Source organism: Haloferula rosea, assembly GCF_016595525.1.
Classification (GTDB): Bacteria; Verrucomicrobiota; Verrucomicrobiia; order Verrucomicrobiales; family Akkermansiaceae; genus Haloferula; species Haloferula rosea.
Map to the genome: position 1 here is coordinate 1 of NZ_JAENII010000008.1, position 24,960 is coordinate 24,960.

At 61.1% G+C, this 24,960-nt stretch carries 18 protein-coding genes and 1 tRNA gene; 5 read left to right on the plus strand and 14 right to left on the minus strand.

The genetic code is table 11. From position 1 onward, the window contains the following. Positions 1–227 precede the first annotated feature (227 nt). The 11 genes from JIN81_RS11205 to rsmA all read right to left on the minus strand — a co-directional run bounded on the left by JIN81_RS11205 (position 228) and on the right by rsmA (position 13,036). Entirely contained in the window at positions 228–755 is a 528-nt protein-coding gene (locus JIN81_RS11205) for a hypothetical protein (protein ID WP_234044764.1), read from the minus strand. A gap of 49 nt (positions 756–804) precedes the next feature. After that, the gene (locus JIN81_RS11210) at positions 805–3,066 is read right to left on the minus strand and encodes an RHS repeat-associated core domain-containing protein (protein ID WP_200279233.1); all 2,262 of its coding nucleotides are present in this window, start codon (positions 3,064–3,066) and stop codon (positions 805–807) included. Next, positions 3,044–6,664: a hydantoinase B/oxoprolinase family protein gene (locus JIN81_RS11215; protein WP_200279236.1), complete on the minus strand. Its 3,621-nt coding sequence runs from the start codon at positions 6,662–6,664 to the stop codon at positions 3,044–3,046. Before JIN81_RS11215 ends, JIN81_RS11210 begins: the two co-directional genes overlap by 23 nt. After that, positions 6,664–7,224, minus strand: a complete 561-nt coding sequence (locus JIN81_RS11220; RefSeq protein WP_200279239.1) for a hypothetical protein — start codon at positions 7,222–7,224, stop codon at positions 6,664–6,666. The genes JIN81_RS11215 and JIN81_RS11220 overlap by 1 nt, the downstream gene beginning before the upstream one ends. 17 nt (positions 7,225–7,241) lie before the next feature. Next, positions 7,242–8,030, minus strand: a complete 789-nt coding sequence (locus JIN81_RS11225) for a hypothetical protein (protein WP_200279242.1) — start codon at positions 8,028–8,030, stop codon at positions 7,242–7,244. Between the two features lie 119 nt (positions 8,031–8,149). Then, positions 8,150–8,695: a peptide deformylase gene (gene def / locus JIN81_RS11230; protein WP_200279245.1), complete on the minus strand. Its 546-nt coding sequence runs from the start codon at positions 8,693–8,695 to the stop codon at positions 8,150–8,152. Further along, complete coding sequence (locus tag JIN81_RS11235; protein WP_234044766.1) at positions 8,692–9,129, minus strand: ExbD/TolR family protein; 438 nt, start codon at positions 9,127–9,129, stop codon at positions 8,692–8,694. Before JIN81_RS11235 ends, def begins: the two co-directional genes overlap by 4 nt. Positions 9,130–9,138: 9 nt before the next feature. Beyond that, entirely contained in the window at positions 9,139–9,846 is a 708-nt protein-coding gene (locus JIN81_RS11240; protein ID WP_234044768.1) for a MotA/TolQ/ExbB proton channel family protein, read from the minus strand. A gap of 24 nt (positions 9,847–9,870) precedes the next feature. After that, a complete protein-coding gene (locus JIN81_RS11245; protein ID WP_200279254.1) occupies positions 9,871–11,004 on the minus strand; it encodes a hypothetical protein in 1,134 nt (377 codons plus the stop codon). A 141-nt stretch (positions 11,005–11,145) separates the two neighbouring features. Continuing rightward, positions 11,146–11,595, minus strand: coding sequence for a hypothetical protein (locus tag JIN81_RS11250; protein WP_200279257.1), 450 nt, complete (start codon positions 11,593–11,595; stop codon positions 11,146–11,148). A gap of 124 nt (positions 11,596–11,719) precedes the next feature. Next, entirely contained in the window at positions 11,720–13,036 is a 1,317-nt protein-coding gene (gene rsmA, locus JIN81_RS11255; protein WP_200279260.1) for a 16S rRNA (adenine(1518)-N(6)/adenine(1519)-N(6))-dimethyltransferase RsmA, read from the minus strand. Between the two features lie 461 nt (positions 13,037–13,497). Here rsmA and JIN81_RS11260 point away from each other — a divergent pair, with 461 nt between their 5' ends. From JIN81_RS11260 to metG, 3 genes are read left to right on the plus strand one after another with little or no spacing between them, the layout of a single operon-like run. Beyond that, positions 13,498–15,162, plus strand: a complete 1,665-nt coding sequence (locus JIN81_RS11260) for a SurA N-terminal domain-containing protein (protein WP_200279263.1) — start codon at positions 13,498–13,500, stop codon at positions 15,160–15,162. A 6-nt stretch (positions 15,163–15,168) separates the two neighbouring features. Further along, positions 15,169–15,504: a tetratricopeptide repeat protein gene (locus JIN81_RS11265; protein WP_200279266.1), complete on the plus strand. Its 336-nt coding sequence runs from the start codon at positions 15,169–15,171 to the stop codon at positions 15,502–15,504. A 38-nt stretch (positions 15,505–15,542) separates the two neighbouring features. Beyond that, positions 15,543–17,111 carry a methionine--tRNA ligase gene (gene metG / locus JIN81_RS11270; RefSeq protein WP_200279269.1) on the plus strand — a complete coding sequence of 523 codons (1,569 nt, stop codon included), beginning with the start codon at positions 15,543–15,545 and terminating at the stop codon, positions 17,109–17,111. Positions 17,112–17,133: 22 nt separating this feature from the next. Here metG and JIN81_RS11275 read toward each other — a convergent pair whose 3' ends face one another. Genes JIN81_RS11275 through JIN81_RS11285 form a run of 3 tightly spaced genes read right to left on the minus strand, consistent with a single transcriptional unit; the run spans position 17,134 to position 21,130 of the window. Next, entirely contained in the window at positions 17,134–17,445 is a 312-nt protein-coding gene (locus JIN81_RS11275; protein WP_200279272.1) for a DUF3820 family protein, read from the minus strand. 14 nt (positions 17,446–17,459) lie between these two features. After that, entirely contained in the window at positions 17,460–19,520 is a 2,061-nt protein-coding gene (locus JIN81_RS11280; RefSeq protein ID WP_200279274.1) for an ATP-dependent helicase, read from the minus strand. Between the two features lie 20 nt (positions 19,521–19,540). Further along, on the minus strand, positions 19,541–21,130 hold the full coding sequence (locus JIN81_RS11285) for an alanine/glycine:cation symporter family protein (RefSeq protein WP_200279276.1): 1,590 nt from the start codon (positions 21,128–21,130) through the stop codon (positions 19,541–19,543). A 164-nt stretch (positions 21,131–21,294) separates the two neighbouring features. Between JIN81_RS11285 and JIN81_RS11290 the strand changes: the two genes are divergently transcribed. Together JIN81_RS11290 and mfd are read left to right on the plus strand one after the other, a co-directional pair. Next, positions 21,295–21,369, plus strand: a tRNA-Val gene (locus tag JIN81_RS11290). Between the two features lie 513 nt (positions 21,370–21,882). Continuing rightward, on the plus strand, positions 21,883–24,960 hold the full coding sequence (mfd, locus tag JIN81_RS11295; protein ID WP_200279278.1) for a transcription-repair coupling factor: 3,078 nt from the start codon (positions 21,883–21,885) through the stop codon (positions 24,958–24,960).

The following is a 24,960-nucleotide window of genomic DNA, read 5'->3' on the forward strand; positions in this document are numbered from 1 at the left end:
CGACTCCGAGCCAAGGGCAAGAAGTCGATTGTGATTATCGGCGCTATCATGACCAAGCTTCTTCACTTGATCTTCGGTGTCCTCAGATCCGGAAACCCTTTGATCCAACCCGCCATCTCCAGCATCAACCTCATCCCGAAATATCCCGAAAATACCCCTTGATTCCATCACCGTAACTGACCCCTCTTACACGAGTGTTCGATTTCCGGGGCCGACCTCTTTCTCGCTCAATCTAACGGCATTCTCAACAGCTCAAGGGCTGAACTCGTCACATGAAGCAACTCGTCGCGAGGAACTTCCTCGCCACGGGAAAGCCTCTCTTCGAGTGCAACTAAGTCCTCAACCACTGCAGCCTTTCTCGCCTTGACCGAATTGCGGTTCTCGATCACACGATCCACCCTGAGAACCCCCAGGCTCTTTTCATTCCGGTCAGCAGTAAACACTCCCTCGAAGAGATACGAGCTAGACTTCCTCAGAACGCCGACACTCCCATCAAATTCGACCTTGAGAGCACTTCGCATAAACCCCTCTTGGATGCTTTCACGAGAATCAAAAAGATAAGACACCCCACTAACTACACTCAAGATCCCTTCAACTTGTAATCGCTCACGCTCAAAGTCGGATGAATTCGCTGAAATCTCCTTAATCCCCACCCGGACAGTTTGACTTCCATCCGATTCAACATTGTCCTCCTGCCCGAATCCGACTCCAAGAATTCCCCACAATGATGCTATCGCTATCGTGAAAAACTTCATAATGCTCATTCTATATCCAAGTTGAAACTGACTCAATAACAACCCATTTTTACTTAGCATTCCCGATGTTTGTTGTGTCATCTGGATGCACAGTTCCATCAACACGCCCTTTCCTGTCAGCCCGAGGCTTCCGGCTGAGATCGAGCTCCACCATATCACCGTCTGGATTAACTACAAAACCAAGCTCAAGACCCAATCCCTTCCCGAAGTGGTAGTCTTCGACCGAAAAGTAACGCGCCATTCTCATATTGATATCGTAAACATGCCAGTCCACATCGACCACATCAGGATTGTAAGGAGGACGCTGATGCTTCGGCGATCGCGGACCCGGCTGAGAGTGGTAATAGCCAATGACGTGGCACTGATCATCTCCATTACGATAATTCCGAAACTTCTCAAACTCTGATTCCTCAGGATTGTCAGCATTGTGGAGCCTAACACTGCGCTCCTCCTTATCGGTGATTGCCGGAGTGTATAGGTAATATAGGTCGAAACGGACTGTTGTCGTCTTCTGACAGTCATCGCTGGTATGCTTCCGCATATCATATTCCGACTCATCGGCGTTCCTGCATGAACAATCAACACGTGATTTCTCGCTACGGCTCCAGCAGCGCAGAATGAAGCCGCCGTATTCCCAATGGTTCTTTTTACTGAGAGGAAATATCTCCTTCATAGCGGCAACGGCTGCGCTCCTCGCAGTATCATATTTTGTCTGAAGGGCTACGAGACCGAGCAAATCCCACCGATTCACCCCATCATTCCCGACGAATCCGTATAAGTTGACCCCGCCGCGTTCCCCGATTGGATCCCTGGATGGCCACCTTCCCGTCACCGGGTCGTAGTATCTGTAGCCATAATAGCTGAATCCAGTTTCCTCGTCTCGATACTTCGTGCTGAACTGCCAAGGGTTGTCGTCGACGAGGACGCCAGTGGATTCGCGCACGTTGCCGAAGGCATCGTAACGGTAGATCCCTCCGTTGTTCGCCTGATTGGTCAGGCGGGCGGGGTTGCCATTCCCGTCATAGTGGTAGTAGAGGGCGTGGCTACCGGTGACGACGCGTGCCAGCAGACCGCCCACACCACCGGCTCCCTGGAGGCTGCCACTGAGATCCTCGCCCCAGACCAAATACGCCCGCAGGATCGGGGCGTTGGTGCTCGGGGCTGCGGCATGTTCCTGAATCACGTTCCATCCGTCATAGACGAAGAGGACGGTCTCGGCAACCAGAGAACTCCCATCGTCAGCGGAGGTTGCATGGGTGGTGGTTTCCTTGGCCACGCGGCGCCCGAGGGCGTCGTAGTGGTAGTAGGCGATGGGGTTCCCGGCCGAATCCCTCACCTCCCGGAGCCGATTCCAGGCATCCCAGACGAAGCTGCGCGTGCCGTCACTGGTCAGATTGCCGTCCGCATCGTGGTTTCGGGTCCCCTGCGGCGGGGTGGTGGGTGAGGTGATGGTGGCATACTGATTGAGGTCGTTGGGGGCATAGTTGGTATTGCCCTGCGCGACGGTCGACGAGGCTCCTTGAAGGGTCACCGCAAGACTGGTGCGGTTGCCCATGTCGTCATAGCTGTAGTCGTGGTCTTTGACGAAGGGGGCGGTGGTATTTCGGGGATCGCTCACGTCGTGGTCGACAGCTGTCAGCTGTCCGGCAGCATCGTGCTGGTAACGGTCGCCCACATTGCCCTTCCAAGCTTGGGCGATGCGCCGGGAACGCTTGTCGTAGGTATACCAGTTTCCATCCATCCAACCTCCGTTGGTATTGCGGTGGACCCGTCCGGTGAGCCGCTTGCCTTGGTCGTAATTGGGGTCGGTGCTTGCTCCATTCTCATACTGCAGCCAATCGATAAGTCCGTCCTTGCGGCGGGTGTAGGTCGCTAGCGCGGTGGTCTGGCCGTCATCGGGGTTGTAGACGTATTGCAGCTGACCGCGCAGGTTGTAGCGATAGTCCACTTGCTCGGTGCCCCCGGGGCTGGTTGGATAGGTCAAATGCGAGAGTCGGCCGGCGTCATCGTGATCGTAGCCTACGAGGTAGCTCTGGCCCGTATGCGCCTGGGTGACGGTGGAAGGGTCTCCATTGGCGTGATACGTGGTGGTCACGGTGGCGATGCTATTATTCTGCGTCAAGGGGCGGCCGCTGTCATCGTAGGTGAAGCTGCTGTTCTCCCCTGAACCGTAGAGTCCAGGCCCGCTCCAGTTAATGGAGGTCAAGCGGTCGCGCTGGTCGTAGCCATAGGTCGCCTTTTTCAGGCTGGGGCGTGTGTGGGTGGCTTCAACTGTGATTTCCCTCCCCTCACTCTCGCCCCCAAGCTCCACCGCCCGGCGTTTCGATCCTTACGCGTTCACCCGCCTCCGCCAGGTAGGTCACCACTCCCGGCAGTTCCACCTCGGAGCCCTCGGCATGGATCCGCGTCTGTTTCCCTCCGAGCCCATCGGCCCCACCGTCCATACCGGATGGACACGTGGTCCTTCGTTGGGTGAGGAACGAAACCGTCACCGGCCGGAGGAATTCAATCTCGCGCACGATCCCATCACCGCCGGGATGAATCCCGGTGCCCCCCGACCCCCGACGTAACCGGTGTTGGGTGACGCGAACCGGATACCGTTGCTCCATCAACTCCGGATCCGTTAGAGCGGTATTGGTCATGTGGACATGCCTGCCGCTGCATCCGGCATGGCCCGGACCTGCACCGGAACCTCCGGCAAGGGTTTCGTAGTAGCCGAATCCATCGTCGCCAAAGAGGAAGTTGTTCATCGTCCCCGGCCCGTTCGCCGAAATTCCGAGTGCTTCGAGAAGTGTATCCGCCAGACGTTGGCTGGTTTCCACATTTCCTCCCACCACAGCAGGTGCCTGCCCAGCTGGCCGCGAGAAATCCGGATTCAGCATTCCCGCGGGAAGCACGATCTCAACCGGAGCCAGCAACCCTTCATTCAGTGGCACGTCGTCCTTCAACCACAAACGCAGGACATACAGGAGCACGCTGCGAACGATCGCCGGGGTCGCGTTCAGGTTCCCCGGGTGCTCATCCGCACTCCCGGTGAAGTCAACGAGCATCCGGCCACCGCCCGAAGTGATCCTCACCTTCAAGATCCGCCCGTCATCCAGAACTCCCTCCGCGCCACGAAGCGCGATCGGCCCTTCCAGATGATCACGCATCAACCTCGCCGATCGCTCGACCACCTCCGAAAGACGTCTCCTCACTTCATCCGCGCCAAAACCATCCGCCAGTTTCACCAGTGCATCCCGGCCGAAATGGCAGGCTGCCAGCTGGGCTTCGGCATCAGCAAGATTGTCCTCCGGCCGTCGCGATGGATACGGCGCATCCCGTAGCAGCGCTTCCAATCGGTCCAATCGGGCCCTCCCCTTCTCGACCAGCAGCATCGGAGAAATCAGCACGCCTTCTTCCGCCAGGCAGGTGGCGGATGCCGGCATCGACCCCGGGGCCATGCCACCAAGTTCCGCATGGTGGGCGCGGTTCGCCACGTAGCCGAGCAGCTTCGCGTCGCGATCATGCACCGGGGCGATCACGGTCACATCCGGAAGATGGGATCCTCCGGCTCCCGGATCATTCGTGATCACCACATCGCCAACCCCGAGCTCGATCCGCTGGACCACCTCCCGGACACAGACTCCCAGCGCACCCAGATGGACCGGCACGTGAGGCGCACTCGCGACCAAGCGTCCATCGACATCCAGCAAGGCACAGGAGTAGTCCATGCGGTCCTTGACGTTGGTGGAGACCGCGGTGCGCTTCAGAGCTTCACCCATGGCATCGAGCATTCCCTCGAAGCGACTGCGGAAAAGCCCGGCAAGCACCGCATCCGGGGTGGCCGTTCCGGTTTCACGCGATGCGCCCGACGCACGTTCCAGCCACAGGGTCTTGCGCGAACCCATTCGCATCCTCCACCCCTCGGGGATCACGCAGGTCGAGAAGCAGTCCTGGAGCAACTCCGGCCCGTGGACGAAGGTTTCGCCAAAAGTCTCCTTCGCCACGGGTTCCAGCGTATCCTCTCCGATGACCCGCAGGGCCACCAGTTCGAGCACGCGCTCCTCCCCGACGGGATAGCCAAAGGTCTGCTGGTAGGTGCGTTTGAATGCGCCTTCGAGATCCGAGGCACTTCCGTGCATCGACTCCACGTCCAAGGCCGACTCCTGCCCTTGGATCCGCAGCGTGGCAAGCCAGCGCATCCGCGGCGACTCGATGCCGAGCGCCCTGCCGACCTCATCCGCCAACCTGCCCCAGATGCCCTCCACGTCCGCATCATCGAGGACCTGCAGCACCTGGGAGACCGCCTGCTCCTGCCGGACTGCCCGCTCCAGACCCCACGCACTCAGCAAGCCCGCATCGCCGGGGACGAGGACATGATCCAGCTCGAGTTTCTCCGCAATCGCCGTCGCATGTTGAGGGCCGGCTCCGCCGAAGGCCAACAAGGCATGCCCGCCCATGTCCACACCCTCCCGGATGCTGACCGACCGAATCGCCTCGGCCATGGTCTCCACCGCGATGTCCCGCAGCCCCCGGAGCAGACCACCGGGATCCGCCACCACCTCACCCGTTGATTCCATCTCCGCGATGAGCTCGGCGAACTTCGCTTCCGACGCCCTTCGATCCAGTGGAATGCCCGCCTTGTCAGGATCCATCAAGCCAAGCAGGAGATTCACATCGGTCAGCGTCAGAGGGCCGCCCCGTCCATAGCACGCCGGTCCTGGATCCGACCCCGCACTCTCCGGACCCACCTCCAACTGGCCGTGTCGCCACTGACAGATCGATCCTCCTCCGGCCGCGACTGTCTCGATCTTCAGCGCCGGAGCCACCACGCGGGCAGGCCCGATCTGCTGCTCGCTTCGATACTGAAAGGATCCATCCAGACGCGCCACATCCGTGCTCGTACCCCCCATGTCAAAGGTCAGCAATCGAGGGAATCCGGCCGCGCGACCGATCTCCGCGGCTCCGATCAAGCCACCTGCCGGGCCGGAAAGGAGCGAATCCTTCGGGTGATAGCGATCCGGAGGCACGAGCCCCCCGGCGCTGGTCATGAACCCGAGCCCCGCGCCATCGAGCGGACCGGAAACCCGCGCCACGAAATGCCGCATGATCGGCGCCAGAAACGCATCGGCCACCACCGTCTCGGTCCGCGGAAGAAGACGGATCAACGGTGCCGTCGCCGAGGAAAGCGTGACCTCGGAAAATCCCTCCGCCCGCAACCATTCTCCGACCTGATCCTCGTGGCGCGATGATCGCCAGCCGTGCATCAACGAAACCGCCGCGACTTCACATCCATCCTCAAGCGCTTGCCGGGCCTGCCGCCTGACCTGCAATTCATCGAGTGGATCCAGTTCATCCCCACCCGGATCCAACCTACCACGAATGCCGTAGACGCCGGTCGCCAGATGCTCATGAGCCGGTTGCTGCAACGAGAACAGATCCACCCGCCTCTGGTCGCGGATCTCCAACAGATCCTCCATCCCCTCGGAAACGAACAAGGCCACCCTGGCTCCTTTCCCCTCCAACAAGGCATTCGTCCCGCGCGTCGTCGCCACCCGCATGTCCAGTTCGGGAAATTCCTCACCCGGTCCGACACCGACCAGAATCCGCGCCGCCACGACCGGGGCCTCTTCGCCGCCGTCGAGCTCCACCAACCCCTTGCCACCTCCATGCAGGACGCGTCCTCCTTCATGCCCGGTCACCTCGACACCATCGGCACTTTTCCACCCGACCAACAGGCCATCGGGCCAGCCCACCGCCGCGCCCTTCAAATCCATCCAACCCTCCGCATCCGGCGCACCGAGCTCCACCCTCAACCTGCCATCAGACAGGATCTTGCAGCGGGATTCCCTGCCATCAGGGCTCCGTGCCCAGGCATCGGTGAAGGTTCCTCCGGTATCCACCCGGACCTGCCAGCATCCACTCATCAGGTCAGCCGTCCCGCCCCTGCCTGACGCCACAGGGCATTGAACACCGCGCCTTCGCCATGCGGGCGACTCGCCGAAGTCACCACGCGCGCCACCTCTTCACCCGGCGGCAGACCAAGCCAACCATCCATACGCGACGGCTGGAAACCCGGGTGGCCGTCGCATCGATGGTACTGGAGAACCAGTGGCTTCGAGCGGAGATCGTAGCCACCCCGCTGCGCACTCTCCGCCACGCGCTGGAGCGACCTCCAGCCCTCCTCCAGATGCTCATGACGCACGTCGAACACAAAGATCACCGCATCGGATTGACGAACCAACAGATCCTGTCCGGCCACATACGGACACGCATCATCGAGACAACGCATCAGGAGAGTGCGGCGATCACCCGCCTCGTTGGGCGCGGCGATTTCCGCCGACCACACTCTCAACTCGCCGACATAGTGCGCCAGCGGTTCGGCGTTGAACCGCCGACAAACCGCCTCAAGCACTTCCTGGCGGCCGTGACCAAGAGCACCTGCCACGGTCACCCGGAATGGGCGTGCATCCGTGGAGCTGCTCATGACCGGCGAAGATGCGTCTACATCCGACCGATTTCACGGGCGGCAATCATCAGGGTCTCGCGAACCCCGGGTGCGAAGCCTCCATCGGTCTGGACAGCCAGCATGACCGATCCTTCACGGATGAAGTCGATCGGAGCGCTACCACAATAAAGTTTCACCTGACCCCCACCGAAGCCAAGACCACCAAGGACGCGCTTGATGCCTTCCACGGCTCCGATGTCCGCGGCCGAAACACGACCCAGCTGGCGGATGCCTGGAAGGGCGCCTGCACGCTGAAGGATTTCGCTTTCGGAAAGCTCGCGGTCCACGCCGAAAATCGCGCGCAACTCGAGCTGCTTGATCGTGGAGGAATCGGATTCAGTCATGTCGATGGATGATGAAGAGGGTGCGGGTGAAGCCGGAGCCGGCGTCACCGGCTCCACGGCAGGAGCGGGTTCCACCTTCTCAGGTGCCTGGCCGAAGGGAGAATCCTCCTTCTTGGCCGGCTCGGGGGAACCCCCAAACGGGCTCGAGGCCGGCTCTGCGGATTTCGGTGATTCATCGACACCGAATGGAGAAGTCGAAGCGGCGGGTGGCTCGAAACCGAAAGGTGACTTGCCCTGCCCCGAAGCGAATGGGCTACTCGATTCAGCCTCCGGCTTCAGGCGCGTTGCCTCCTCGTCATCACCTGCCACGGCAAATGGCGACTTGGGGGCCTCGGCCGGGGCGGCAAACGGGTTCTTCGCGGACTCGTCGACCGCGAACGGGCTCTTCGGAGGAGAGGCAAAGCCTTCCTGCGGTTCAAAAATTCCTTTTTCTTTGCTCATCCTACGCTGGTTGGGGTGTGGGGAAACGCGCACCTGTTGGATGCACGATTTGATTTAACTAGCCAAACATTCCGCTAAAGTCGAGGCCTCATCGCGTCGTTCTGACAAGCCCGACGGGCTCATCCCTCAACGAGACGTTTCAGTTTCCGCTTCACACTCACTTTGGCGGCCGGGGACACGCGATCGATGAAAAGCACCCCGTTGAGGTGATCCGTTTCGTGCTGGATCGCCCGCGAAAGCAAGCCATCGGTCTCAATCTCCAGAACCCTTCCGTCGAGTTGGGGAAGCTTCGCCTTCACCACGGCGGGTCGACGGACGTCCGCGCGAATCTCGGAAATGCTCAGGCACCCTTCGGTGTCCTTCTCGCGTTCCTTCCCGAATTCCAGTTCCGGGTTGATGAAGACGAGCGGCATGATGGATGCCAGGTCGGCGTCTTTACCGTCCACCTTGAGAAAGGAAATGCACTCCGGGTCGTGCGACACATCGACCACGGCCAAGCGGATCGCCTTCCCGATCTGCGGAGCCGCCAGCCCGACACCTTGGGCGTCGTACATGGTCTCGATCATGTCATCGACCAACTTGCGCAGTTCGTCGTCCACCTCTTCCACCTTCCCGCAGCGCTCGCGCAGCACGGGGTCACCATATTGGACAATATCGAGAATCATTCGTTTTCTGCGTTTTCAGCCGGCAGCTGGATCCGTGCCGGCACGTCCTTAATCTCAATCCCCGCCTCGGTCAACGCATCCCAGACCGCAACCAACTGCTCGAGGGACACCTCCTTGTCCGCTTCCAGCTCGAGCTTCCTGCCCGGGTTCTCCTTCACGTAGGCGGAGAGGTAAGCCTTGAGCAACTTGATGTTCGGAACCGTTAGATCGTCGAGACGGATGGCTCCGTCGCGATCGACCGCAAGGATGGAGCGGGCGTCCGCAATCGTATCCGACGGCACTTCACGCACCGTCGGCAACTCGATCTTGAGCACCTCGCGCTTCTTCTTGAACTCCGAAGAGACGATGAAAAAGATCAGGACGATGAACAGAATGTCGATCATCGAAACGATCGGCAACTGCCGCGGGCGCTGAACTGGACGTTCGAATTGCATCGTCTGACCCTACTTGTCGGATGCTTTTGAACTCCCGAACAAGCCTTCAGCCCGCGGGGCTTGCTCGCACACATGGCCCATCTTCGTCAGCAGCACCTCAAGCACCGCCGCGTAGGTTTCGATCTTCCGCTGGAAATATCCCTGCGCGATGATCGAAGGTACGGCAATCGCCATACCAACGATGGTCGTCTTGAGCGCCCGACCGATACCACCGGTAATCATCATCCAATCGGCATCGGACTCGATCCCCGAGAAGACCACCACCAACCCGGAGGCCGTCCCAAGCAACCCGAGCAGCGGCGCCACGCTGGTCACCACATCAATTGCAGTCATCCCCGCATGCAGGCGGACGATCTCCGCACGAGCCATCGATTGCACGGCTTCGGCGATGTCGGTCTGGGATCGACCACGCTGGCTGACTGCCACCGAGCAGAGACGCGCCAGCGTACTTTCGCCACGATCGAACTCCGCGAGCACCGGCTCGAAATTCCCATCCCTCACCCGCTGGTCGAACTGCTCGACCTCCGCCTCGAGCGAATCAGGAAGCACCCTTGATTTCCTCAGGGTCAGCACCTTGAACATGATGGCAGCGAGACCGACCACCGAGGTGATCCCGAGAAGGATCATGAAGATGCCACCTTCCTCGAAAAACAGCCCGATCTGCTCGACCAATCCGGGTTCCGCATCCGCGGCTGCTAGAATCATTGAGTTCCACATGATAAATTGCAGGGCAAAACGCCCCTAAAAGATGAAGTTGTAAAGGAGTTCCAGCGGCTCGCCCTGCAATTCGCGGCGCACGTCGTCCGGCATCTTTGGCAGGTTTGCCTCCCGAATTGCCTTGTGGGTAAAACCTTTCTGGATCGCACCGATGCCGAATTCCTCGACCGTGCCAACGGATCGGACCCGACCATTCTCATCCAACACGACCTGAATCCGGATCACGCCCGGGGTGATCAGATCGCGGTGCTGGATCACCCGCCTCTGCCAAGCCTGCTCAATCGCCCGCCCGATCGCCGCATGGTAGCGCCCGAGCGCCCCCTCCTTCACATCCAGCGATGCCGTTCCCCGTCGAGAGATCGACCCCTTCAGCAAGGTCCTCCGTTGGTATCCGCGGAAGCCAGGTTCATTCGTCGCCTGAGGTTTCGCCGGCTTGGGTTGTTCCTCCACCTCTTCCTCGACCTTCGCGATCTCCTCTTCCGCCCTCTCCTCGGGCGACGCCTTCGGCTCTTCCTCCGCCATGTCAGGAGAAATCGGGCGATCCACCGACAACGGCCCTTCGGCCAGGCGCTGCCTCTCCCCACTCGCCTCCTCATCCGGAGACTCGGTTTCCGTGCCGCTCGGCGTCACCGGCTCGACCGGTTCAGTGACGGTCTCGGTGACCTCCTCAGGCATCGGGCTCGGTTCCTCCTCTCCGGGCGTGGCAGCGCGGTCATGCTCCAGCACCCCGTCCTGATACTCACTCACCGTGGTCTCGATCTCGCCAGCTCTCGGTTCGATCCCCTCCTGACTGGGAAGGTCCTCCATCCCCTCGACCGGATCCGCCTCGCTCGTCGCCACCGTATCCCGCTCGCCAATGAAGGCAGGATCCTCCGGGATCTCCGCCGTCTGATCATCCGAGGTGCGCGCAAATGCCTTCGGCCGTTCTGCCGCCGGCGGTTCGACCTTTTCCGAGGTCACCGGCTGGATCGTGATCGACCTCGACTCGGGCTCGGCCGCTTGCTCGGACGGAGTGGGAGGCTGAAAAATCAGCGTCTGAATGGCCATGAACGCCAGGAAGAGCACCACGCCCACATTGATTCCCAACGACAACAACAAGGCCGTGAGCCACAGCCTTGCATCATCAGATCGGGAGGAATGGATTACGCCTGCGGTCATGCGAACACGGGCCTACCATTGATGCTGGCCGACCCTCCTGCAACCGAGATGTCCGTTCCCGCCCAGAAAATCGACAAGCCCCACCGGACCTCTCGGGCATGCCATCGGCCCACGATCCGGCACTCTGAAGTGCCCCGCAGCCTACCAGTCGATGGTATTGTCCGGAATGTGACCCTCGGCCGTATTCAACGAACAGCTCATGTAGAGCGTGCCCATGTCCGGGATCTGGTTCCCACCGAGCGTATAGGTTCCCCCGGCCGGACATTTCGGCAATTCCTCGAAGAACAGTCCCGTGCCGATCACTTGGGCCTCGAGATTGAGCGCCGTCTGCCCCGGGTTGAGGCCCGACATGTTGCCATACCCCCTCACCGCCTTCTGGACGGCTTGCAGGTTCATGATGCAACCCGAACGGTCCGACCCTCGTTTGAAGGCTTTCGCGCCGGTCATCAGAAGGGTCGCAAACAGGAGAAGAAACAGAATGACGACGGCGAGCTCGATCAGGGTCATGCCGGGCATCGCACGGAAAGCAAGCGGACGCCGGGACACGCTCGAAACACGTTGGAGCCCCCGCGAGCGGGTGACGGATTTCATGGCTGGTTTTTGGGACTAAGGGTGCCGGGGAAGCTCCGATCAGACTAGATAGGTCAGAGTTCCCGACAAGAAGTTTTTTAAAACTTTCAGGAAAACCTAATCAATTCAACGGCTTCGGCCTGCGTCATCCACGCCCCCGAGCCAGCTTCCAACACTCAAGGAAACCGCTCGCGAAGTCATCCGGCTTCGACCGGGTCCAGGCGTCGACTTCATCCGCCGAAAGCCAGAGCGTCGATTCGACCTCGGAACACGGAAAATGCGGCTTCCCGTCCCACCTCACCATGTAGAGCACCACGTGCTCCCAGCCCGTTGCCTCCGTCGGCGGCAGCTTCCCCACCTCCTCAGGCTCCAGATCGACGATTCCCATTTCTTCCTCCATTTCCCGGATCGCGGCGTCCCGATAGTTCTCACCCCGATCCAGATGCCCGGCGACACTGGAGTCCCACACGCCCGGATGGGCATCCTTCAACCGAGAACGAAGCTGAAGGAGCAACTCCCCCCGATGGTTGATGGCGAACACATGCACGGCTCGATGAATCAATCCTTTCTCGTGGACTTCCGCCCTCGTCGCCTCACCCACGACCTCGTCGGACTCATCCACGACATCAAAGAGCTCATCACCTTTCTGGGGCAGCTCCTTGAGCGGATGCTCATCGTAGATCCTCGCTACCTCCACCCACTGCTCGAGCGTCAACTCCTCCGCTCGAACCGTCGGCAACAACCCCATCTTCGGAGCCACCTCCGACCACGCCGGCTCGGCAGGCAACTGCTTCTGCAGTTGCTTCCTCCGTTGCGAAAAACCCCTGCGAATCAGCTCGTCAAAGCGCGCTCCGTCAAATACCGGGAGCTCATTGGTCAAGGGCTCCAACACCGCCACCGACGAGTCGATCTGCGGTCGTGGATGGAAGGCCTCGGGCGGCACCACCTTCAGCGGCGTCACCTTCCACTCGCATTGCACCCGCAGGCTCAGCACCCCGTAAGCCTTCGTCCGCGGCACCGCACCAAGACGGTCGATCACTTCCTTCTGCAGCATGATCACCGCGCGCTCGAAAGGATGCGGGCGGGACAGCAGGTTCCGCATGATGGCTCCACCCGAGGAATACGGGAGGTTGCCGAGAAACTTCAACGGCCGATGCTTCCACAGCACCCGGGGATCGAAGCGAGCGCCGTCGGCGTGATGGACCTCGACGTCATCGCGATCCCGGAAGCGTTCCTTCAGCCATGCCGCAAGACGGGAATCGAACTCGATCAGGATCAGCCTCCGGACCTTCCCCAGCACCAACTCGGACAGGGCGCCCGTGCCGGGACCGACTTCCACCACGGCATCCTCCGGCTTCAGCTCGAGCTGATCCGTGATCCACTGCGCCACGTTCGGGTCGCAGAGGAAATTCTGCCCCAGCTGTCGATTCGGCCGCACCCCCGCCTGCTCCAGGGCCTCCATGATTTCAGTTCCGGTCACCCCGCCAAAGGACAGGTCCCGCCGCCCCTCCGCAAGCCCCGGATGACGAATCCCAAGGAAAGCCCCACAAATTTCTTTTCAAATCTTTGAACATTCAGCGACCTGATCGGTCTCTCTATTTTGAAAGCCGCGCGTAAGTGCAGTTTTCATGTAAGGGTGAACAGCAGTTGTCAGTTCTAGAGCCCCCCGGCTAGGGACTGCGCAACTTCCGCCGTCGGGGAGTGGGTGCTCCCCGGCGGCAACTTCTTTTCCGGAGGTGCCATCTGTTCCGGCCATCTGTTCCGGCCATCTGTTCCGGCCCTGCCCGCCCCTTCTTCCCCGCCCCCCTTTCCGGGCATCGTCGCGCCGCCACTCACTTGGCTGCATTCGGTTAAGAATAAGGGTTGAAGGCAGAGTCCCGGCTCCCTTTACTTCCGCGCCCGCGAACAAGCGGCTGCCCATTCATGATCGAGAACATTCGTAAATATACCGGCCTGATCATTGTCGTGATCGTTCTCCTGCTGCTCGGATTCCTCTTTATGGATACCAGCGGATTCTTCCGCCAATCCGCCGCTGGAGCGACTTACGCCACCGTCGATGGCCGGAATTACAGCCAGTCGGAATTCATCAACATCGGCTCATCCCCGATGCAAATGACCGGCAGCATTCGCAGCTTCGACCCGAACGGCCTGGAGATCATGCGCTTCTCCCGCACGCTCATGGGCAATGCGGAAAGCGAAGAGAATGCCGCACTCAACTTCTTTGCCGGCCGCCTGATCATCCAGAAGGCCGCCAAGGATTTCGGCATCCACACGTCCGCCGCAGACATCCGAGAGTTCATCGAAGGCCTGCAGATGTTCCAGTCGCAACCACCCGTGGGCAGCGCCCCCGGCACCCAGGGCGACTTCGATCAAGTCCGCTACAACCAGTTCATCAAGAACCTCGGCGCCTACGGCATGGTCGAGCGCGACTTCCAATCCCTCGTGTCCGACGTCATCGTCGCCGCCAAGCTGCGCGAAATCCTCGGCGGTGGCCTCACCGGATCCACCGACCTGGCGAAAGCCATGGCCGTGGTCACCTCGCAGCAGATCACGGCGGAAATCGCCGTCATCAGCGCCGATGCCATTCGCGAAAAGATCAAGCCGACCGACGAAGAACTGATGGCCTACTGGGAAACCCTCAAGGACGCCTATCAGACGGAGAAGCGGGTGAAGGTCTCCTACCTCCTCACCTCCCCCACCTACTCCGCGGAAGCCAGCGAGCCGGAGGAAGAAGCGTCCGACGCGGAGAAGACCGACGAGCAGAAAGCTGCGGACGAAGAGGCCAAGGCCAAAAGAGCCGAGCTGCGCAAAGCAGAGGACAAGAAATTCGCCGTCGCCATCGACTCCTTCATCACGGAAGTGGGCAGCAGCGAGGGCAAGGACTTCGAAAAGCTCATCGAGGACAACGGTTGGCAGCTCGTGTCGACCGATTGGCTCACCACCTCCACTCTTCCCGACGATCTGAAGCTCACCACACGGGGTGCTTCCGCGGGCAAGACGATCTCCGACTACATCTTCGAGCTGAAGACCGGTCCTGACCCACTCGCCCCGTTCACCAACGTGATCGGCGTGGGCACCAACCAGTGGCTGGTCGTGCGCCTCGACGAACTCGACGAGCCCCGCACCAAGACCTTCGAAGAGGCCAAAGAAGAGATCACCGAGCGCTACATTTCCGAAAAGGTCAACGAAGCGCTGACCCAGGACGTGGAAGCCAAGGGCAACGCCCTCAAGGAAGCCGTGGCCGCCGGCGACTCATTCGAAGAAGCCGCCAAGGGACTCGGCCTCGAAACCAAGACCCTCGGACCATGGGGCGTCTCCGACCCACTTCCCGAGGAAGCCGCAGGCCGTGAAATCTTCCAACTCGCCTCCACCGTCAACCCGGGTGAATTCGCCGAGCCCCTGATCGAAGACGACCGCGCCGTCATCATTCACGTGGTCAAGCGTGAGATCCTCAAGGACGACAACCGCGGACAGCAGTACGACCGCTTCGCCTCCCAGTTCGAGGTGCAGAACGAGAACGCCGCCTTCGCCGGCTGGCTCGATCAGCAGCTGGAAGACGCCGACATCAAGGGCCCACAAGGCCGCTGAATCATCATGTCTGAACGCGACGACCTGTTTGACGAAGCCAACGGCTGCCTGGCCGTCGGCGATCTCGAAGAGGCCGCCGCGCTCTATCGGCGCTGCACCCAGCTCGACCCGGACTTCTTCGACGGCTGGCACGCCCTCGGCATGGCCCTGCTCAAGCTCGGCCAGGTCAAGGAAGCCATCGGATGCGGGCTTCAGTCCGTGACGCTCCGGCCCAACGACCTGCTCGCCTGGACCTCGCTGTCCCAGATGTACGTCCGGGATGGCAACATCCCCGAAGCCGAAGCCGCAAAGGGCAACGCGCGCATCCTCTCTCTCGGCGGCAAGGTGGATCGCTCCTCCTGATCGCCCCCCGTTTTCCAATTCTCCATCCCTTTCCTGCGATGCTCATCACCACCGCCATCGACTACACCAACGGCGCCCCACACATCGGGCATGCCTACGAAAAGGTCCTCGCCGACGTCCTCACGCGCTACCACCGCCTGCGCGGCGATGAAGCCTACTTCCTGACTGGAGTCGACCAGCATGGCCAGAAGGTCCAACAGACCGCCGAGAAGGAAGGCATCCATCCCGCCACCTTCGCCAAGAAGAAGACCAAGCTTTTCCTCAACCTGTGGAAGAAGCTGGGCCTCGAGTTCGACGGCTGGGCCGAGACCACCGACGACCGCCACAAGGCCTGCGTGCAGAAGATCCTCCAGGACCTCTTCGACCGTGGACTGATCTACAAGAAGCAGTATCAGGGCTACTACTCGGTCAGGCAGGAGCAGTTCATCACCGACAAGGAGCGGAATGAGGACGGCGAATTCGGCCCGGAGTGGGGCGAGGTCGAAGAACGGGACGAGGAGAACTACTTCTTCCGCCTCGCCGATCAGGCCGACTGGCTGAAGGAATTCGTCAACTCGCTTCCGGACTTCGTCATCCCGAGCTTCCGGCGCAATGAACTCGTCGGTGCACTGGATCGCGTCGGTGAGGGCGACCTCTCCATCTCCCGGCCCAAGGAACGTCTCCGCTGGGGCATCGAGCTTCCCTTCGATGAGAACTACGTCACCTACGTCTGGTTCGACGCCCTGATCAACTACATCTCCTTCGCCGGCTACCTCGCCACCAACGATGCCGACCTTCCGCAGTTCGACAAGCTCTGGCCGGTCGACGGCAAGCGTCCGCTGCACATCATCGGCAAGGACATCCTCGTTCCTGCCCACGGGGTTTACTGGCCGTGCATGCTTCACGCCATGGGGCTCCCCGACAGCCAACTACCGCAGATCCTCGTCCACGGATGGTGGAACATCCGCGGCGAGAAAATGTCCAAGTCGCTCGGCAACATCGTCGACCCCGACGAACTCGCCGACAAGTTCGGCGTCGACGCCCTGCGCTACTACCTCGTCCGCGACATCGTCACAGGCAAGGACTCCGACTTCGATCTCGATCGTCTCGTCATGCTCTACAACCAGGAGCTTGCGAACGAACTCGGCAACCTGTGCAACCGGGCGCTCAACATGACCGCCCGCTTCTGCGGAGGCACGGTCACGACAACCCACGAACCATCCGAAGCCGATCAGGCGCTTCGCACCTCGCTCACCGACAGCATCGCCGCCTACCGCGCATGCATGGATGCCTACGACATCGCCGGCGCGCTCAAGGCCATCAATGCCCACGTGTCGCACTGCAATGCCTACGCCGAGCAGAACAAGCCATGGGAACTCTCCAAGGACCCTGAGAAGAAGGACAAGCTCGAGAGCGTCCTCTTCCACATGGTCGAGAGCCTTGCGCACCTCACCCTGCTCCTCTCACCCGTGCTGCCCGAGCCGGCGGCACGACTGGCACACCAACTGCGCATGGACGACCTGCTCTCCTTGAAGCTCGATGACCTGAGTTGGGGACTGGTTCCGGATGGCCATCAGACCGGCAAACCCAAGCCTGTCTTCCCGCGGATCGTGGTTGAGGAAGCGTAAGCCTCCCGCGGCAGGCAGTCGCTCAATCACCGAACTTCCACCCCTTCGGCCTGCCCGGGTGGAATTTCGTCCGTCCCCCGCTCGCCTTGCGCATCGGGTCGAAGAGCATGTCCATCCCGCAGGCCTTGATCTCGTAAACCTGCTCCATCAGCTCGCCCAGCCGACCTTTCGGGAAGCCACGCTCCTTGAACCATACGAGATACTCGATTGGCAGGTCATGGATCGGATAGCCATCAGGAGGGAACTCCTTCTTCCCATACTTGCCGAACGGCATCCGCATCGCCGCGATCTCGATCAGCAGATTGCGGAAATCCTCACGGTCGATCTCGCTCATGCCATCATCGGGGTTCAAAACGGTTCATCCACGTCCCCCCAGTCCTCGTCCGGGCTGCTGTCCCACGACGGCGACACCTTCCACTCCTCAACCATACTCTTCGGGAAATCCCCGAGGAAGCGCGAGGGCTTCTGGATCACATCACCCGAATAACTCTTCGGGTTGATCAGCGGATAGCTCATGTACAACTCGTCCTTCGCCCGGGTCACCGCGACATAGAACAAGCGCCTCTCCTCCTCCATCATCTCCACGTCGTCGGCCTCGATCACCCGACCATTGGGAAACTGACCTTCCGCCAGCCAGATCACGAAGACCACCTTCCACTCCAGACCCTTCGCCTGGTGGATGGATGAAAGCGTGACCTTCTCGGTGTCAGGCTCCGTCTTGTCGCCGGTCGGCTGACCGTCGGCAGACCCCAGCAGGGAAAGCTGGGAGAGAAACTCGAGAATGTCCTCGAATCCGTCCGCGTAGCTCATCAGCTGTTCGATGTCACTACGACGGTTCTCGTAATTGTCGAAGGTCGTCTGGAGATGCTCGTCATACATCCCTTCCAGCACGCTGTAGACCATGTCGCTCGGACGGGCGAACTCACCGTTCGGTGTCATCTCATCGAGGATGTAGCCGAGCTGCTCCCAATGCCGCACCGCCTTCTTCGGTGGCTTCATCGACCCCAGTGCCTCCTTCCAATCCGGGATCTCCTCGCTCTTCGCCCAGCCCCCGGCCACCCAGGCCTGCCACAGCTTGTCCGCCCCCTTGGCTCCGATCCCCGGCAGCAGCTGCACCAGACGCTTGAAGCTCGTTTCGTCGCGACGATTCGTCACCAGACGCATGAAGGCTGCGATGTCCTTGATGTGGGCCTGTTCGAAAAACCTCAACCCGCTGGTGATCCCGAACGGGATATCGTGGCGGGTGAGCTCCATCTGTAGCTCCAGCGACTGGAAGTGCGCCCGGTAAACCACCGCCATCTCCTCCAGCGGAATCCCCTCGTCCCGCAGCTCCAGAATCCGCTGACAGACGAACCGAGCCTGGGTCGAGGGATCCTCCAGCGCCACCATCGCCGGCTTCACCCCCTTCTGCCCCCGCGCCGACCTCAGATCCTTTTCGAATCGGGCGCCATTGGCACGGATCGCCGCATTCGACAGGTCGAGGATCTCCGGCACACTGCGGTAGTTCGTCTCAATCTTGAACACCCGGCAATCCTTGAACCGCTCGGGGAAGGACAGGATGTTCCCCATGTCCGCACCACGCCACGAGTAGATTGACTGCGCATCATCCCCGACCGCCATCACCGACGCACCACCGCCCGTCAGCAGATCGATCCACTGACACTGCACCGAGTTCGTATCCTGATACTCGTCGACCAGCACATGCTGGAAACGCTTCTGATAGAGCGCGAGCAGGTCCGGGTGCTCCTTCAGAAGCTTCAGGGTGAGCACCAGCAGGTCATCGAAGTCCACCGAGTTGGTGTCCAGCTTCCGCTGCGTGTAGCGCTTGTGCACCTCGATGATTTCCTCCTCCCAATCGATGAAATAGGGATAGCGCTGATCGATGAGATCACTCAGGGACACCCCCGTGTTCTCGACCAGGCTGAACATGCTGGCGAGCACATCCGACTTCGGGAAACGCCGGACCTTCGTATCGATCTCCAGACTCGCCACCACTCCGCCCATCAGGGACTTCTGGTCGTCGCGGTCGAGGATCGAGAATGCCTTCGTCAGCCCGATCTCCTCCGCGTGTCGACGCAGGATCCGGTTGCCAATCGAGTGGAACGTCCCACTCCACATCGCCGAAAGATCATGCGGCACCAACTCGCGCACCCGCTCGGTCATCTCCCGCGCCGCCTTGTTGGTGAAGGTCAGCAACAGGATCCGACGCGCATCCACCCCCTGATCGAGAAGCCAGGCCACCCGATACGTCAGCGTCCGGGTCTTCCCCGATCCCGCACCGGCAATCACCAGCGCCGAACCCGGCGCCGAGGTCACCGCCGCGAACTGCTCGTCATTGAGCTCGGCACGATAATCGATCCCCGACGATGGAGCCGACGACGGTCGGTTCAGCTGATACTCACGTGCCATTTCAGTAGTGACCCGGGTTCTCAGGAGACATCACCCGACTTCACTGCAGCAGCGGCATGATCCATGTCCTCCCCCGCATCGACCCGCCGGGCGAACGCCTTGAACTTGGCCAACTCCTTCTTGATCACCGGCAGCATGAAGTAAACCCCGATCAGGTTTGCAAACGACATGCTGAACAACATCGCATCGGAGAAATCGATCACCGCCCCAGGCGACATCGCGGCACCCAGGATGATCACGAGGCAGAAGATCACCTTGTAGGTCAGATCCGCCGCATGCGACTTCCCGAAAAGGAATTTCCACGCCTGAAGTCCGTAGTAGGACCACGTGATCAATGTCGAGAGCGCAAACAGAATCACTGCAATCGAAAGCACATAGGAGAACCACGGCACGACCGAAGCAAAGGAGTCCGAGGTGATCGTAATCCCGTCCACCCCTTGGTGCGTGTAGTCGCCGGTCACGATCACCACCAGCGCTGTCATCGTGCAAATCAACACCGTGTCCACGAAAGGCTCCAACAGCGCCACCAGACCCTCGCTCGCCGCAAAGCGCGTCTTCACCGCCGCATGGGCAATCGGCGCCGAACCAATCCCCGCCTCATTCGAGAAGGCAGCACGACGGACACCCTGCAAGAACGTGCCGATCAAACCACCGGCCATCGCCTCCCCGCTGAAAGCCTTCTCGAAAATCAATCCAAAGGTCGGGCCGATCTTGTCGATATGGGTTCCAAGGACGATGAAACAGCCAATGATGTAGAGCACCGTCATCGCGGGCACCAGACGGGCCGTGATCTTTCCAATCCGGGAAATGCCGCCGATGATGACCGCTCCCACCAGCAGAGCGACCGCGACTCCGACCGCCCAGCGGTATCCCTCCACCGCGCCGCCTGTCACATTTGCTAGCTGCGACGTCGCCTGGTTGATCTGGAACATGTTCCCGCCCCCGAAGGAGGCACCAATCGCACAGATGCTGAAGAAGACCGCCAGCGTCTTGCCCAGAGGCCCCAGGCCGCGCTCCGCGAAGCCACGCGTCAGATACAGCATCGGTCCACCATGAACCTTCCCGTCCTTTCCGATCTGCCGGTATTTCACACCCAGCGTGCACTCGGCGAACTTGCTGCTCATGCCGCACAAACCCATGACCACCATCCAGAAGGCTGCCCCCGGGCCACCGACACTGATCGCGATCGCGACGCCTGCGATGTTGCCTAGCCCGACCGTTCCCGAGACCGCCGCCGTCAACGCCTGGAAGTGGGTGATCTCGCCGGGATCGTCACTCTTCGAATACTTCCCCCTCACGGTTTTCAGCGCCAAACCGAAGCCACGGACGTTGATGAACTTGAAAAAGATCGTGAAGAAAACCGCGCCTCCGGCCAGCCAAAGGAGGACAAAAGGAACCTCGAGGTCCACCTTGTTCTCGCCCTGCCCGATCTCCCCTTTCCAAATCGGCACGAAAACTACCGTCGAGACGGCGTCGGTGTAGGGCTGAACGGCTTCATTCAGCTTCTCGTCAAAGGTGAGTTCCTTCGCCGGCGGCTCGGACTCGTCCTGCGCTGAGAGCTGGGTCGTGGCTCCACCAATGAACAGGAAAACGGCGACGAATGTCAGCATGGGGCTGCCTAGGCGAGTGAACAGACGACGAATCATGTCCGGGCAGGCTGGCAACTCCAATCCCTCCCGGCAAGGCTGGAGGCCACCGAGCTGAAGATGCCGGTTTCATGCCCCAATATTCTCTTGATTCACAGAGCCCAATAGGTCTCATTCGCCCCAGCCGTGCACGGGTAGCTCAGCGGTAGAGCAACCGGTTTACACCCGGTTGGTCGGCGGTTCGATCCCGTCCCCGTGTACCATTCTTTTTCTGCTCGGAACCCTAACCGGCTGGCCTCCCCCCCCACACTTCGCGACATCAACGATCGAGGGGACGGGTGAGAACCGTGGCGAGCGAAGCGAGCCCTTAGGTTCAATGCGGCGGGAGCCCCCGGCGACCGGATCCCTTCATGGCGAAGCCACCATCCGGCATGGCCCCGGCGCAGCGCAGGCAATCCCGTCCCCGTGTACCATTCTTTTTCTGCTCGGAACCCTAACCGGCTGGCCTCCCCCCCCACACTCCGCGACATCAACGATCGAGGGGAAGGGTGAGAACCGTGGCGAGCAAAGCGGGCCCTCAGGTTCAATGCAGCGGGAGCCCATGGCCAACTGGACCGCAGTTCGAATCGGACGGGAAAAACCCTTGCGCCCGGTGCGCGCAGCGCGACGATTCGCGCGTGCCAGCGACGGCGCTCAATCCGTGGTTGAGCCGAGCATCGGACCAACCCGCATTTCGAGATCGCCTCGCCTCATTGGGCTCAGGTGAAGGACCCATCGTGTTCGACCATGTCGATTTCCCGGCCTCGGCCTGGCTCATCGCCGTCATCCTCGATGCCCTTCCCCGCGGAAAACGCTGCTGGATTCTCGTTCATGCGCCCAAGCAGCGGGAGCGACTCGCGCTCGAACTGGAGTTGTGGAAGATCCGCTCCGAGATCCTGCCCGATCCGCCGATGATTCTCCAGGAAGGCGAGGTCTCCGACCCCGAGGGCGCGGCGGCGCGCTTGGAGACGCTCGCCTACGCCGGGCGAGCCAGAACCTGCGGGATACTTGCTTCCCCCGACGTCTTTGATCAGGAAGCTCCGTCGCCCGAGCAGCTGACCCAGCAGGCACTCAGTCTCCGGGTGGGTGAGGAATCCGACCCGCAGGAGCTTGCCTCGCGCCTCACGGCTCAAGGATTCATCCGGGGTCCCATCGTCCAAGGCCGTGGCCAGTTTGCGATCCGTGGTGGGATTCTCGACGTCTTCCCGTGGCAGGCCGGCCATCCGCTACGACTGGAGTTCTTCGACACGGAGATCGAGTCCATTCGTGAGTTCGACATCGACTCCCAAGCCTCCCAGCGAAAGCTGAGCCGGGCCGACCTGCTGATCGGAGAGCCTACGATGGACTCCACCGTCGCAGCCTATCGGCGACCGGACGACCTCGTCGTCCTTCTCGGACAACCGCCTGCCGACGCTCCCGACTACGACATCCACCTCCTCGAAGGAGCACTCGATCAGGAGGGCGAGGAAGATTTCTCAACTGCATGTTTCAGCCGGCCGCTGGGTCAGTTTGAAGCCGGCGACTTCATTCTGCAGGAGGCACTCCGCGAACGCTTCTTCCAGCAACTCGACGACTGGGCCAGGGATGACTGGCGCGTTGGCATCGTGTTCGCGAACCGAGGTGAGCAGGAGCGCTTTCAGGAGCTCCTCCCCGTCGACCAGCAAGACCACCCACCGGAGTTCCTGACCGGTGAGTTGATGGAAAGCTTCACCGTGCCTGCGGCGAAGCTCGCACTGCTTTCCTCGTCGGAAATTTTCGGCCGTTACCAGAACCCGACCGCCGCACGACGAAGCCGGACCGACCAGCAGCGGAACCATGTCGCGCGCGCTTCGATTTCAGACATCAATGAGGCGGATCTCGTGGTTCACTCAGAGTACGGCATCGGCCGGTTCCGCGGCATTGAGTCCGACGACGATGGCGAGGAACAAATCATCATCGAGTTCAGGGACGGCGCGCAGCTTGCAGTACCGATCGACCAAGCCCACCTGGTCGGCAAATACGTCGGCCTCGGTGGCCGCACCCCGGAGCTCTCGAAACTCGGCGGCAACTCGTGGCGCAACGCACGTCGAAATGCCGAACAGACCATCCTCGACTACGCGGCCCGTCTACTGCGCGTGCAAGCCGAGCGCGAGGCCGTCTCTGGCTTCGCCCATCCTCCCGATTCACGATGGATGTGGGAATTCGAGAACTCATTCCACTTCACCGAGACTCCCGATCAGCGCCGGGCGATCGACGAGGCAAAGCGGGACATGGAGTCGCCGCGACCGATGGATCGACTGGTCTGCGGCGACGTCGGATTTGGCAAGACCGAGGTGGCCATCCGCGCTGCCTTCAAAGCGGTCACAGGAGGCAAGCAGGTCGCGATCCTCTGCCCGACCACAGTCCTCGCCGAGCAGCACTGGCGCACCTTCCGGGAGCGGATGAGCGACTACCCGATCCGCATCGACCTGCTCAACCGATTCCGAACCGCCGCCGAAGCGAGGAAGACGATCAAGGATGTGGCCAGCGGCTCGGTCGACATTGTCATCGGCACCCACCGCCTGCTTTCCGCCGACATCACCTTCAAGGACCTCGGCCTCGCCGTGATCGACGAGGAACAGCGGTTCGGAGTGAAGCACAAGGAGCGCTTCAAGGAGATGTTCCGCCAGATCGACGTGCTGACCCTCTCCGCCACACCCATTCCCCGAACCTTGTACATGGCCCTCATGGGTGCCCGGGACATGTCGACCATCGACACGGCACCGCCGAACCGCGTGCCCGTCCACACCTCGGTCACCCCCTACGACGAGCGCCTGATCCGCGAAGCGATCAAGCGGGAGATGAAGCGTGGAGGGCAGATCTTCTTCCTGCACAACCGGGTGAAGTCGATCGAGATGATGCGCAAGAAGCTCACCGAACTCGTCCCGGATGCCCGCATCCTCGTCGGTCATGGCCAGATGGAGAAGGACGAGCTCGAGGTCGTCATGCGCGGTTTCGTCCATGGCGAAGCCGACATCCTTCTTGCCACCACCATCATCGAGACCGGCATCGACATCCCGAATGCCAATACCATTCTCATCGACCGCGCCGACCGCTTCGGCCTGGCCGACCTCTATCAGCTGCGCGGCCGCGTCGGCCGTGCCGGCGAGAAGGCCTACGCCATTCTACTCCTCCCACGCGAAATGGTGACCCAGGGGGACGCCCGCAAGCGCATCCACGCCATCAAACAATACACCGCCCTCGGCTCGGGATTCAAAATCGCCATGCGCGACCTCGAGATCCGCGGAGCCGGCAACCTGCTCGGCACCAAACAATCGGGACAGATCGCGGCCGTCGGCTTCGACCTCTACTGCCAGCTCCTGCGCCAGTCCGTCGATCGCCTCCAGGGGAAAACTCCACAGGAACGCGTCGACACCACCTTCCGCTCCGACTTCACCGCCTTCTCCGCCACCGAGTTCGAACGGGGATCCGGGGACGGGCCGATGCTGCCCTGCTACCTGCCACCCGGCTGGCTCGGAGAGACCCGACTCCGTGTCACCGCCTATCGGGAACTCGCCGAGTGTCAGAAGGAATCCGACTTGATCCAACTGGCCGATCGATGGGCCGACCGATTCGGCCGCCTGCCCGACGAAGCCCGCAACCTCGTCGACGTCTCGCGACTCCGACTGCTCGCCGGCGCGAAGGGTGTGCAGAGCATCGAGATCAAGGGGCAGCGGCTGATGCTTCAGCGCAACGGCGACTACATCATGCTGGAGGGCCGGCGATTCCCCCGCCTGACCACGACAGTCCCCGCCGAAAAATTGCAGGAGGCCGTAAACCTGCTGCGCACCCTTTGA

What these genes read in the sequence shown, in the direction of transcription:
- JIN81_RS11205 (WP_234044764.1), bottom strand. Translation starts at nt 755, where the DNA reads ATGAAGTTTTTCACGATAGCGATAGCATCATTGTGGGGAATTCTTGGA.
- JIN81_RS11215 (WP_200279236.1), bottom strand. Translation starts at nt 6,664, where the DNA reads ATGAGTGGATGCTGGCAGGTCCGGGTGGATACCGGAGGAACCTTCACC.
- JIN81_RS11220 (WP_200279239.1), bottom strand. Translation starts at nt 7,224, where the DNA reads ATGAGCAGCTCCACGGATGCACGCCCATTCCGGGTGACCGTGGCAGGT.
- JIN81_RS11225 (WP_200279242.1), bottom strand. Translation starts at nt 8,030, where the DNA reads ATGAGCAAAGAAAAAGGAATTTTTGAACCGCAGGAAGGCTTTGCCTCT.
- def (WP_200279245.1), bottom strand. Translation starts at nt 8,695, where the DNA reads ATGATTCTCGATATTGTCCAATATGGTGACCCCGTGCTGCGCGAGCGC.
- JIN81_RS11235 (WP_234044766.1), bottom strand. Translation starts at nt 9,129, where the DNA reads ATGCAATTCGAACGTCCAGTTCAGCGCCCGCGGCAGTTGCCGATCGTT.
- JIN81_RS11240 (WP_234044768.1), bottom strand. Translation starts at nt 9,846, where the DNA reads ATGTGGAACTCAATGATTCTAGCAGCCGCGGATGCGGAACCCGGATTG.
- JIN81_RS11245 (WP_200279254.1), bottom strand. Translation starts at nt 11,004, where the DNA reads ATGACCGCAGGCGTAATCCATTCCTCCCGATCTGATGATGCAAGGCTG.
- JIN81_RS11250 (WP_200279257.1), bottom strand. Translation starts at nt 11,595, where the DNA reads ATGAAATCCGTCACCCGCTCGCGGGGGCTCCAACGTGTTTCGAGCGTG.
- rsmA (WP_200279260.1), bottom strand. Translation starts at nt 13,036, where the DNA reads ATGGAGGCCCTGGAGCAGGCGGGGGTGCGGCCGAATCGACAGCTGGGG.
- JIN81_RS11260 (WP_200279263.1), top strand. Translation starts at nt 13,498, where the DNA reads ATGATCGAGAACATTCGTAAATATACCGGCCTGATCATTGTCGTGATC.
- JIN81_RS11265 (WP_200279266.1), top strand. Translation starts at nt 15,169, where the DNA reads ATGTCTGAACGCGACGACCTGTTTGACGAAGCCAACGGCTGCCTGGCC.
- metG (WP_200279269.1), top strand. Translation starts at nt 15,543, where the DNA reads ATGCTCATCACCACCGCCATCGACTACACCAACGGCGCCCCACACATC.
- JIN81_RS11275 (WP_200279272.1), bottom strand. Translation starts at nt 17,445, where the DNA reads ATGAGCGAGATCGACCGTGAGGATTTCCGCAATCTGCTGATCGAGATC.
- JIN81_RS11280 (WP_200279274.1), bottom strand. Translation starts at nt 19,520, where the DNA reads ATGGCACGTGAGTATCAGCTGAACCGACCGTCGTCGGCTCCATCGTCG.
- JIN81_RS11285 (WP_200279276.1), bottom strand. Translation starts at nt 21,130, where the DNA reads ATGCTGACATTCGTCGCCGTTTTCCTGTTCATTGGTGGAGCCACGACC.